Here is a 12067-nt window from a genome sequence, read left to right as displayed (position 1 = left end):
CCGCCGGGGGGCCGGGCCTCAGCGGCGCAGGCCCAGTAGGCGGGAGCCGAAGTCCCCCGCCAGCCCCATCAGCCTGGTGCGCGTGGCGCCCGGCGCCTCGCCGGTGGTGTAGAAGCGGCGCAGCAGCGCCTCGCGCTGCTCGGGCGTGGGATCGAGGCGCAGGCGCACCCCGTCGCCGGAGGTGGCGCGCACCATCGCCGCGACCGGGCCCACGTCGGGCACGTGCAGCACCGCCGCCGTCCCCGGTGCCGGCTGGCGGCCGCGCACGCGCGCCCCTTCCGAGGTCAGCTCGGCCAGCCACACCCGCTCCTGCACGCCGTCGATCTCCAGCGCCGCGCGCTCGGGCCCGTCGGCGACGTGGCGCTCGGCGCGGGGCAGCTCGATGCACACCAGCAGGGTCAGGGCCAGCACGAGGACGTTGTAGACGGTCCAGAACAGGATCACGGTCTTGCCGTCGCCGGCCTCGCCGAAGGCGAAGCGGGGCGAGGCGATGCCGATGGTCAGCCCCAGCAGCGTCAGCCCCAGCAGGACCAGGAACGGGCGCATCAGCGCCCATTGCACCACCACCTTGTCCCGGTCCCCGCCCTTCGCCGTCACCTTGAACGGGTGGCCGTGGGGCTGGATCAGGCCGGTGAAGGCCGCCCGCGCGATGGGGATCGCCCCCAGCATCTGGCTGACGTCGTTGACCAGCGGCACCACCAGCCCGCGCGAGACCACGTTCAGCGCCAGCAGCACCCACACGAAATAGACCCCGAAATAGCTGATCACGTCGGGCACGCGCGCGTCGACCACGGTGATCCCGAAGAACCAGTAGAGCAGCGGGAAGCTCAGCGCCGCGAGGCGGAAGGTGTAGGTCGTGGTCCAGTAGAGGACCGAGTCGATCACCGACCACCGGTCCACCCAGCGCAGGCGGTTGCGCGACAGCGGGCCCAGGTTTCCGCGCGCGATCTGCATCAGGCCCAGGCACCAGCGGGCGCGCTGGGTGACGTATTCCTTCAGCCCCTCGGGGGCGAGTCCCTCGGTCAGCGGCTCGTCGAGGTAGACGGTGCGCCAGCCCGCGTCCTGCATGGTGAGGGTGACGAGGAAATCCTCGGTGATCGAGCCGGTGGGGAAGCCGCCGATCGCGTCGAGCGCCTCCCACCGCGCGATCGAGGAGGTGCCGCAGCAGAAGGCGATCCCCCAGGCGTCGCGGGCGGGCTGGAGATGGTCGAAGAAGAACCGCTGCTCGTCGGGGTAGGAGCGCGAGAGGCCCAGGTTGTGCTGGATCGGGTCGGGGTTGAAGAAGTGCTGCGGCGTCTGCACCAACCCCACGTCGGGTTCGTGGAACAGCGCCAGCGTGCGCGACAGGAACCCCTGGTGGGGCACGAAGTCGGCGTCGAGCACCGCCACGTAGTCCGGCGGCCCCTCGGCCCGCAGCAGGGCGAGGCCGTGGTTGATGTTGCCGGCCTTGGCGTGGCTGTTGTCGGGGCGGGTGACGTGGCGCACGCCCAGCTCGCGGCAGAACTCGCCCAGCCACTCCCGCCGCCCGTCGTCGAGGACCAGGATCTCCTTGGCCGGATGGCGCAGGGCCTTGGCGCCGACGATGGTGCGCTCCAGCACCTCGCGGCTTTCGTTGTAGGTGGCGATCAGGATCGCCACGCGCGGCGCGGGCCCCTGCCCCCACCAGCCGGCGTGCCGGGTCGACTCCGCGTGCCGCGCCTTCGTGCGGCTGAGGATGGCGAAGGCCGAGAGCGAGGACAGGATCGCCCCCGCCTCGATGGCGAAGAAGGTCCAGCTCGCCAGGCAGTCCCAGGTCAGGCCGAAGGGGGCCAGCGTCTCGGTCGCGCGCCACCAGCCGTAGCGGATGGCGAGCACGCCCGAGATCGCGAAGATCACCATCCGGTGCGCGGTGCGCCGCCGGTCCGCGAACTCGGCCGCCAACAGGCCCGCGCCGATCACCAGCGCGACCTGCACCCAGGCCGACTGCACCTCGCTCAGCCGCAGCGCGTCCATGGGCGGCCTCAGTCGATGAGGCGGCGCAGGCCGTCGAGGGGCCGCGTCGCGAAGAACACCCGCCCGGTGCGCCCGACGGCGCAGCCCAGCTCCGGATCGTCCACCAGCCCCGGCGCCTGCACCGCCACGTCGTAGCGCTCCAGGTGCCGCTGGGAGGGGGCGACGGCGAGGTTCTGGTAGATGGTCGAGGCGCCCGAGCCCGCCAGCCGCAGCACCGTGCCCGAGATCACCTTGTCGGTCCCCGCGGGGCGGAACTCGGCCGCGTCGCCGACCGCGAGGGTGTTGTAGACCGACTCGGCCACCGACAGCGTCACCAGGGTCGAGGCGCAGTCGACCAGGCGCATCACGTCCTGGCCGCGCTGCACCCGCTCCCCGTCCGCGGCGAGCAGCGACCAGACGCGGCCGCGCACGTTGGCGGTCAGCCCGGCGGTGCGCAGATCGTTCACCCGCCGCCGCTCGGCGTCGATGCGCGCGTCGATGGCCTGGGCGCGGGTGGTCTCGCCGGCGAGTTGGGCGGCCAGCAGGCGCTTCTGGACCGAGAGCTCAGAGATCCGCTGCTCGGAATAGGGGGCGTCGTTGTAGCCCTCGCCCAGGAACACGCCGCGGCGGGCGGAGGCGAGCTCGATCCGCGCCACCTCGATGTCGGCCTGGGCGGCCTCGAGCTGGCGCTCCGCCACCCGGGCGGCGGCGCGGAAGCGGTCGAAGTTGGCGGCGGTCTCGACGCCGCGCGACTGCAGCTCGGTCGAGCGGTTCAGCGCCCCGCGCGCCTCCTCCAGCGTCGCCTCCAGCGCGCGGGCCTGGGAGTTGCGCTGCTCGAGCTGCGCCTCGAGCTGGCGCTGGCGGCGCAGGCCGTAGTCCGCGGCCCGGCTCTCGAGCGAGGCGACGGCCTCCTCGAGCGCGGCGATCTCGGCCTCAAGGCGCTCGATCTCCGAGCGGGCGACGGCGCGCTCGAGGGTCAGGTCGTCGAGGCGCACGGTGTCCGCGCGCGGGTCGGCGAGCGAGCCCAGCGGCTCCCCCTGCTCGACCAGCGTGCCGAGCTCGCGCGGGGCCAGCGACAGGTCGCCCGCGATGGGGGCGCGCACGGTCGTCAACCGGGCGTTGACCACTGCGTCGGCGCTGGCGCCGGCGAGCTGCTCGCCCAGGATGATCCACAGAGCCGCCAGAGCGATCGCGAATCCGGCGACGATCCTGACCAGTCGCATCCCATTCTCCACACCGTTACGCACGTCTACCGACTCTGCATAACGCATTCCGCTGCAAGGAAGATCTCGGTCTTGCGGACGCCCCTCGGCTTCGTGCGCAACCGTCGCAGACAAGTGACATTCTCCGCGCCTCGCGGCCCGGCCGTTCGCGACCTGCCGCGTCGCAAATGTTCAAATCCGAGCATGTTTGACGTAGAGTCACCATGACCTGACAGGAATCCCCCCGGCGGCGCAGGACGTCGCCGCGCACGCGCCGGCTGCGCGACCCGAGAGGAGGACGACATGCCCCGCGCCCCCGAGATCTCCGTCGCCTCCTCCATGGCCGCCTCCGCCGGGGACGACGGCATCTCGGTCGCGGCGCTGGACGACGGAACCTTCGTGGTGGTGTGGGAGGCCGACGACGACCCCGTGGGCTCGGCGCCCGGCCGCGACCTCTACGGCGCGATCTACGACGCGCGCGGACAGGCGACGAGCGGACCCTTCCTGGTCAACCGCCGCTCCACCGTCGACGACGAGACGACGCCCCGGGTGGCCGCCGTCGACGGGGGCTTCGTGGTCGTCTACGTCGATACCAACGACGAGACCCCGGGCGTCGGCCGCGCGCTGAGCTACGAGCGGTTCGCGCTGGGCGGCGCGCATGTCCGCTCGGGCGTCATCCCGCTGGAGGAGCGTCACACGGACGGCGACGGACGCCTGTCCTTCTCCGAGCACGACGTGACCCGGCTGGCGGACGGCGGCTTCTTCGTCGCCTACCACCACACCACGCAGGACGACTTCTCCCTCTCCGACGCGTTCGATTTCGACGACCAGTTCCGCGAGACCTACGACGACATCGTGGGCTACGCCGTGGCCGCGGACGGGACCCGCAGCGGGCAGCTCGGGATCAAGCGCGACCTCAGCGACGACCGCTACGGCGACGGGGCCACCTCCAACCCCTCGGTCGCAACGCTGACCGACGGCTCCATCGTCACCGCCTTCAACCAGCTTCGCGGCGGCGAGTGGGACGTGTTCGTGGTGATCAGCAGCGTGAGCGGGGGAAGCATCACGAACCGCTCCTACCGCTGGGCCACGAACCAGAGCGAGCCGGTCTCGGCCCCCTCGGTCGCGGCGCTGGCGGACGGGCGCTTCGTCGTCTCCTTCGCCTACCCCGAGCGGGGCGCCGACGACGGGGTCTCGATCCGCACCGCCTACCGGGTCTTCGACCGCGACGGGAACAACGCCTCGGACGACGGGTCAGTGGAGAGCGCGGCGAACGTCCCGGCCTCGCCGCGGCCCTCCGCGACCTCGGCCGAGGACGTCTTCGTGCTGGCGATGGGCGGAGGCGCCTCCGAGCCGCGCTTCGCCGCCCTCGCCTCGCCGGACGAGCTGGCGGTGGGCGGCCGACGCATCGCGGTGGAGAGCGAGGGCAGGTGGCCCTCCTTCGACGGGGCGATGGGCGCGGACGGGCGGCTGTTCATCGCCTACCAGGCCGAGGGCGGGGTGCTGGCGGAATTCCTCGACCCCCGCGGCGCGCCCAATCCCTCGACCGCGGGCGACGACGTGATCACCACGCCCGCCCGGGGGCCCGACGCCGAGGGCTTCGACATCGACGCGCAGGCGGGCGACGACACGGTGATCGGCAGCGACGCCGCCGACGTGCTGCGCGGCGGCGCGGGCGCGGACCGGCTGGAGGGCTGGAACGGCGACGACATCCTCAACGGCGACGACCCGCCGGGGACCACGGGCGCGGGCGACACGATCATCGGGGGCGCGGGCGACGACATCCTGCGCGGCTACGCCGGCGACGACGTGCTGATCGGCGACGCCGACATGGGCGCGCTGGGAACCTGGGTGCGGCGCGAGGCGACGGGGCATCATTACCTCGCCGCCTTCTCCCTGGGCGAGACCTGGCGGGAGGCGAACGCCCGCGCGGTGGCCTTCGGCCACGGCATGCACCTCGCCTCGATCACCTCGGCGGCGGAGAACCGCTTCGTCACCGACCTGATCGCCGGCCTGCCCGTGGGCGTGCACATCGGCGCCCTGCAGGCGCGCGACGCGTCGCGCCCCGACGAGGGCTGGACCTGGACCTCGGGCGAGCGCTTCAGCTGGAACAACTGGGGCGCGGGGGAGCCCAACGACGGCTCCGCCGCCGGCGGCACGCCCGAGCGGGGGGCGGAGATCCGGCGCTCCACCGTCGACGAGAGCGGCGCGGTCTGGAACGACGAGCAGCTCGATGCCGGCGACCGCGAGGCCTACCTGATGGAGTGGGACGGCGCCGACGACAGCCTCTACGGCGGCGACGGGCGCGACCTGCTGCGGGGCGGCATCGGGAACGACGAACTCTACGGCGGGCGCGGCGGCGACACGATCTTCGGGGGCGAGGGCGACGACCTGCTGGACGGGGACCAGGCGGGCCTGGCCGAGCCCGACGTGCTCTACGGCGGCCCCGGCGACGACGTGCTGCGGGCGGGGACCGAGCGCACCGGCGGGACCGGGGCGGACGTGTTCCTGTTCGGCTCGGGCGTGGTGCAGGATTTCCAGATCGGCGGCGACCGGCTGGACCTGACCGGGGCGGGCGACGTGCGCAGCCTCAGCCGGCTGAGCCTCTACGACAGCGGCGCGGACCTGGTGGTCGACGTCGTCGGCTCCTCCACCAGCCAGCGGCTGGCGGGGCTGGCGGGCTCCACGCTGACCGAGGCCGACTTCATCTTCCCCGACGCGCCCGACGTGGTGGTGGTGACCAACTGGGTGGACGAATCCGACGGCGACGTCTCGCCCGGCGACATCAGCCTGCGCGAGGCGCTGACGCTGGTGGCGGCGGGGGGGCGGATCACCTTCGATTCCTCCCTGCCCGACACGATCCGGCTGGTCTACCGGCTCGAGGTCGACGAGCGGGTGACGATCGACGGGGACCTGAACGACGACGGCGTCCCCGACGTGACGATCGACGGCGCCGGGCTGCACCGGGTGCTGAACTTCTTCGCGACCGCCTCGGGCTCAGTGATCGAGGGGCTGACGATCGCCAACGGCTACGTGGATTCGCGCCTGCGCGACGGCGAGGACGGCGCCGGCGTGCGCAGCGAGGGCGACCTCACGATCCGGAACTCGGTCATCCGCGACAACGTCAACGCCAGCCGCGACGGCGAGGGCGGCGGCCTGTGGACGGCCGGCCACCTGCGGATGGAGAACGTCTCGGTCCACGGCAACGACGCCGACGACGCGCAGGGCGCGGGCCAGGGCGACGGGATCACGGTCGAGGGCGGCTCGCTCGAGCTGATCGGCGTCGACATCGGGCGCAACGGAACCTGGGCGAGCGACGTGGGGCTCGCGCTGATCGACGCCGACGCGACGATCCGGGACTCGGTCCTGCACGGCTCCTACTACGGGATCGAGGCGACGGGGAGCTCGCTGGAGGTGGCGAACACCACCTTCGCCGATCACACCACGGGGTTGAGCCTCGCGGGCGGCGACGCCGCGTTGACCAACGTCACCGTGGCCGGCGGCGCCTTCGGGCTGCGCGCGCGGCTGTCGACGACGGTGACGCTGTCGGATTCGATCCTGCTGGGGGCGCGGCGCGAGGACCTGGACCTGACCGAGGGCGCGACCCGGCTGCTGGACGGGGTGAGCATCATCGGCGAGGGGGCCGACGCCGACCCCTCCGACGGCGTGATCAACGCCGATCCCGTGCAGGTCTTCGCCGGGGGGACGCCGACGCTCGCCGACAATGGCGGGCCGGTGGCGACCGTGGCGCTGGCGCCGCGTCGGGCGAACCCCGCGCTCGACGCCGGCGGCGGGGGCGCGCCGCCGACGAAGGACGCGCGCGGGGTCGCGGCCTTCGACCAGCCCGCGGTCGGCGCCGCGGGCGTGGGCGGCGCGGTGCGCGACCTGGGCGCCTACGAGGTCGGAACCCTGGTCGAGGACGTATGGATCGTCAGCACCCTGCACGACGAGGACGACGGGCTCCTCCACGCCGGCGACCTGAGCCTGCGCGAGGCGCTGGCCCGCGTGCAGGACGGGGGGCTGGTGACCTTCGCCCCCTCGATCCTGACCGGCGGCGTGCACGGGCAGACCGACGGGCGCTTCGCCCTCGACCCCGCGCTGGGGCCGCTGTCGCTGGCGGGGGCGACGCGCGCGAACATCCGGGTGGCGGGGGGCGACGTCGACGGCGACGGGATCCTCGACGTGACCATCGACGCCGGCGGCGCCTCCCGCGCGCTGGAGATCGCGGTGGCCTCGGTCGAGCTGTCGGGCCTGCGGATCACCGGCGGCCTCGCGGCCGGGGACGGCGGCGCGCTGCGCGCGACGGGCGGCGAGGTGATCCTGCGCGACAGCGAGGTCCTGGATTCCCGCGCCGAGGGGGCCGGCGCCTCGGGCGGCGGCGTCGCCTCCATCGGCGCCGACCTGACGCTCGACGGCGTGACGGTCGCGGGCAACGCGGCCGAGGGCGACGGCGGCGGCGTGCACGCCGAGGGGGGGACGCTGACGCTTGTCGACTCCACGATCTCGGGCAACACCGCCCACGGGGGCGGCGGGGTCGACGTGCTGGGCGGGACCGCGACGCTGGCGCGAACGACCCTCGCCGGCAACGCGGCGACGGACGAGGGGGGCGGCCTCGCGGCGGACGGGGCGGTGTCGATGCGCGACGTCGCGATCCTCGACAACACGGCCGCGGCCGGGGGCGGGCTGAGGCTGGAGGGCGAGGGCCTGCTGGTCAACGCGACGCTGGCGGGCAACGCGGCCACGGGCCTGGGCGGCGGCCTGTCGGTCGGCGCGGGCGGGGACGTGGCGCTGGTCAACGCGACGCTGACCGGCAACGCGGCCGCGGCCGGCGGGGGGATCCGCAACGACGGGCTGCTGTCGATGCAAAACAGCATCGCGCTGGGCGACGCCATCGCCGAGGTCTCGGGCGCGGCGCCCACCTTCCTGGGCCTCAACATCGTCGGCCGGGGCGGCGACGCGGACGGCGCCGACGGGCGCATCAACGCGACCCCCGGATCGGTCTTCGCCGCGCTGACGCCCGAGGGCGGCGGCCGGGTCGCGCAGACGCCCGGCGCACCGGTCGCGACCGTGGCCCTCGCCGCGCGGCTGGAAAACCCAGCGCTCGACGCCTCGCTCGGGGCGGGAACGCCGACGGCGGACGCCCGTGGGCTGGACGCGGTCGATTTCGTCGGCGGCGCCTCGGGCGCCGGGGCCGCGGTGCGCGACCTGGGCGCCTACGAGCTGCAGGATCCTCGCCCGGACCTCCTGGTGGTCGACCTGCTGACCGACGAGGACGACGGCGACCACTCCGCCGGCGACCTGTCGCTGCGCGAGGCCATCGGGCTCGTGGCCGACGGCGGCCGGATCGCGTTCGCGCCCGGGCTGGCGGGGGGCGTGGTGCACCTGACGCTCGGCCAGCTCGACATCGCGCGGGCGCTGACGCTGGACGGCGACGTGGACGACGACCGCACGCCCGACGTCACGATCGACGGCGGCGGGCTGAGCCGGCTGATCGACGTGCGCAACGGGGCCGACCTCCTCCGCATCGAGGGGATGATCCTGCAGAACGGCCTGGTCGCGACGGGCGTGGGCGGCGCCGTGCGCGCCCGCGCGCCGGTGGAGCTGGTGGACTCGGTCGTCACCGGCAACCGCGCCGAGGCCGGGGGCGGCGGCATCTCGGCCGACGGCGACCTGACCGTGATCGGCAGCCTGATCGCCGACAACGCCGTCACCGGAAACGGGCGCGAGGGCGGCGGCGTGCGGGTGGTCGACGGCCTGCTGACGATCCGCGCCTCGACCGTCAGCGGCAACGACGTGCAGCGCAACGGCGACGGCGCGGGCGTCTACATCGGCGCCGGCCGCGCGGTGCTGGAGAACGCGACGCTGGCCTTCAACGGGACCGGCTCGGGCGACCTGCGCGACACCCGCGGCGGGGGGCTGGCGGCGGGCACCGCGGACGTGGTCGCGGCCCACCTGACCGTGACCGGCAACCGCGCCGCGGACGGCGGCGGCCTGCACCTGGACGGCGGCGCGCTGAGCCTCGCCGACAGCCTGGCGCTGGGCAACGACGGCGCGAGCGAGATCTCGGGCGCCGGCGCGCGCGCCTTCCTGGGCCTGAACCTGGTGGGGACCGGGGCCGACGCCGACCCTTCGGACGGGGTGATGAACGCCGATCCTGCGGCGGTCTTCGCCGCCGTCGCGACGGTGGGAAGCGCCACGGCCGGCACGCTCGGCGACAACGGCGGGCCCACGCCCACGGTCCTGATCGCCCGCGGCGGCCCGGCCGAGAACGCGGGCGACCCCGCCTTCGCCGCGAGCCTGCCCGTCGACCAGCGCGGCTTCGCGCGGCAGGTGGGCCCCGCCCCCGACCTCGGCGCCGTCGAGCTTGGCGTGCCCGAGGTGCGCGGCACGCCCGGCCCCGACGACCTGAGCGGCACGGCGCTGGGGGAGCGGATGCTGGGGCTCGGCGACGACGACACGCTGCAGGCCGGCGGCGGCGACGACACACTCGAGGGCGGCGAGGGCGACGACACGCTCGACGGGGGCGAGGGGGACGACACGCTCGACGGCGGTCCGGGCGCGGACCGGATGATCGGAGGCCCCGGCGACGACGTGCACCGCGTGGACGATCCCGGCGACCGGGTGGTGGAGACGGCGGGCGGCGGCGTCGACCGGATCGAGACGACGATCTCCCTGTCGCTCGCCGACCTCGGGGCCGAGGTCGAGCGGCTGGTCTTCACGGGCGAGGGCGACTTCGTCGGCCGCGGCGACGCGCGCGCCAACACCATCGACGGCGGCGCGGGCGCCGACCTGCTGGCGGGCGAGGGCGGCGACGATCTGCTGCGCGGGGGCGAGGGGCGCGACGTCGCCGCCTTCTCGGGCGTGCGGCGCGGCTACTCGGTCGCCTACGACGTGGCTCAGGACGCCTATGCGGTCGAGGACATCGACCCGGGCGACGGCGACGACGGCCGCGACCTGCTGCGCGGGATCGAGGCGCTGGCCTTCGCCGACGGGACCCTGCCGCTCGCCGCGCTGACCGGCGGCCCGGTGATGGAGTTCGGCTCGCTCGAGCTCGACGACGCGGGCGCGAGCGTCGCCTTCTCCCACGCCTTCGTCGACCCGGTGGTGGTCGCCTTCGTCGCCACCGCCAACGGCGCCCAGCCGGTCGAGGCGCGGATCACCGGGGTGAAGGCGGGCGGCGCCAACGGCTTCTCGCTGCGGCTGCAGGAGCCCGACCACCTCGACGGGACGCATGCCGTCGAGACGGTGCGCTGGCTCGCGGTCGAGAGCGGCGCCTGGCGGCTGCCGGACGGGCGCCTGGCGGAGGCCGGCCATTACGAGGACCGCGGCCAGCTGGTCCCCGACGGCTTCGACCGCATCGACTTCTCGGCCGGGTTCGAGAGCCGCCCCGCCGTCTTCGCCCAGGTGCAGAGCGACGTGGGCAAGTCCTTCGTCACCATGCGCCAGCGCGGCGACGACGCGGGCGGAGTGGAGCTCGCCATGCAGGAGGAGGAGGCGAACGAAGGCTCGGGCCACGCGCTGGAGCGGATCGGCTGGATCGCCATCGAAGAGGGCTTTCTCGCCGCCGACGGGCTGGCCTTCGAGGTCGGCTCGATCGGGGGCGTGACCCACCAGGGCGCGACCATCGTCCCCTCCGCCCGCTTCGGCGGCCCGGTGCAGGGCGGCGCGACGCTGTCGAGCGTCGTGGGCGCCGACCCCGCCTGGGCGCGGGGCGACGGTTTCGCCGACGCGTCCTTCCGGGTGCGGGTGGAGGAAGACGCGAGCGCCGACGCCGAGACCAACCACGTGGGGGAGCGGGTGGACTGGTTCGCCTTCGGCGCCTCCGACGCGGGCGCGGGCGCGCGGTCGGCCTCCGGGGGCGTGCTCCCGGGCGTGCCGCTGACCCCGGCGCTGGAGACGGGGACGGCGCGGCTCGACGACGGCGGGGCGACGATCTCCTTCCGCGGCGACTACGTCGATCCGGTGGTGGTCGCCTTCGTCGCCACCCGCAACGGCGTGCAGCCGGCGGTGGTGCGGATCTCGGACGTGGGGCCGGGCTCGGCGACGCTCAGGCTGCAGGAGCCCAACCACCTCGACGGCGGCCATGCGTTCGAGACGGTGAGCTACCTCGTCGCCGAGGCCGGGCGCTGGCAGCTGCCCGGCGGACAGGTGTTCGAGGCCGGGCGGCTCGACAGCAGCCTGCTGACCAGCCAGGGGTTCGAGAGCGTGAGCTTCGCCGCCGGGTTCGACGCGCGCCCCGCGCTGCTGACCCAGGTGCAGACCTCAGCCGGGGTGGATTTCGTCGTCGCCCGCTCCCGCGCCGTCGACGGGGACGGGTTCGAGCTGGCGATGCAGGAGGAGGAGGCCCTGATGGACGGCGGCCACGCCGTCGAGACGCTGGGCTGGATCGCCTTCGAGACCGGCGCCGGCGGGGCCGACGACTTCCTGTGGGAGGCGGGGACGACCCCGGGCGTGGACCACCGCGGCGCGACGACGAGCCTGGGCGCGCCCCACCCGGTCCCCACCCACGCGGTCGCGGCGCTGTCGAGCTTCGCCGGCGCCGACCCGGCCTGGGCGCGGGGCCTCTCCGCCTCCGCCACGGGGTTCGCGGCGATGGTCGAGGAGGACGCCAGCGCCGACGCCGAGACCAACCATGTCGGCGAGACGCTGGACTGGTTCGCCTTCTCGCGCGCGGGCCTGATCTCGGCGCTCGACATCGACCCGGCCTGAGAGGGCGCGCTCCGCCGCCATGTCGGCAGCGGCCGCGCCTTCAGGCTCGGGCGCATGGAGGACGACCCGCGCCGCCTGCGGGCGGGATCCCGTGCGCCGCGACCGGGTCCGGGGCAGGTCCTGCGAGCCCCCCCTTCGACGCGTTTCCTCTGGTGACTCGGCGCCGATGTGCGCAGGTTGGGCGC

At 74.6% G+C, this 12067-nt stretch carries 3 protein-coding genes; 1 reads left to right on the top strand and 2 read right to left on the bottom strand.

Annotated elements, in window-relative coordinates; translation table 11 throughout:
* Positions 1-18: 18 nt before the first annotated feature.
* Together P2H44_RS19730 and P2H44_RS19725 are read right to left on the bottom strand one after the other, a co-directional pair.
* Positions 19-1992, bottom strand: a complete 1974-nt coding sequence (locus tag P2H44_RS19730) for a glycosyltransferase family 2 protein (RefSeq protein WP_275766278.1) — start codon at positions 1990-1992, stop codon at positions 19-21.
* A gap of 8 nt (positions 1993-2000) precedes the next feature.
* Positions 2001-3194, bottom strand: coding sequence for an HlyD family secretion protein (locus P2H44_RS19725; RefSeq protein ID WP_275766277.1), 1194 nt, complete (start codon positions 3192-3194; stop codon positions 2001-2003).
* Positions 3195-3476: 282 nt separating this feature from the next.
* Here P2H44_RS19725 and P2H44_RS19720 point away from each other — a divergent pair, with 282 nt between their 5' ends.
* Entirely contained in the window at positions 3477-11882 is an 8406-nt protein-coding gene (locus tag P2H44_RS19720) for a choice-of-anchor Q domain-containing protein (RefSeq protein ID WP_275766274.1), read from the top strand.
* The last annotated feature ends 185 nt before the right edge of the window (positions 11883-12067 follow it).

The organism is Albimonas marina, assembly GCF_029223255.1.
Taxonomy (GTDB): domain Bacteria; phylum Pseudomonadota; class Alphaproteobacteria; order Rhodobacterales; family Rhodobacteraceae; genus Albimonas.
The sequence above is the reverse complement of the archived record's forward strand: the minus strand, read 5'-3'. Positions and strand labels throughout refer to the sequence as shown.

Coding starts and splice junctions, on each gene's coding strand:
- P2H44_RS19720 (WP_275766274.1), top strand. CDS start 3,477: ATGCCCCGCGCCCCCGAGATCTCCGTCGCCTCCTCCATGGCCGCCTCC.
- P2H44_RS19730 (WP_275766278.1), bottom strand. CDS start 1,992: ATGGACGCGCTGCGGCTGAGCGAGGTGCAGTCGGCCTGGGTGCAGGTC.
- P2H44_RS19725 (WP_275766277.1), bottom strand. CDS start 3,194: ATGCGACTGGTCAGGATCGTCGCCGGATTCGCGATCGCTCTGGCGGCT.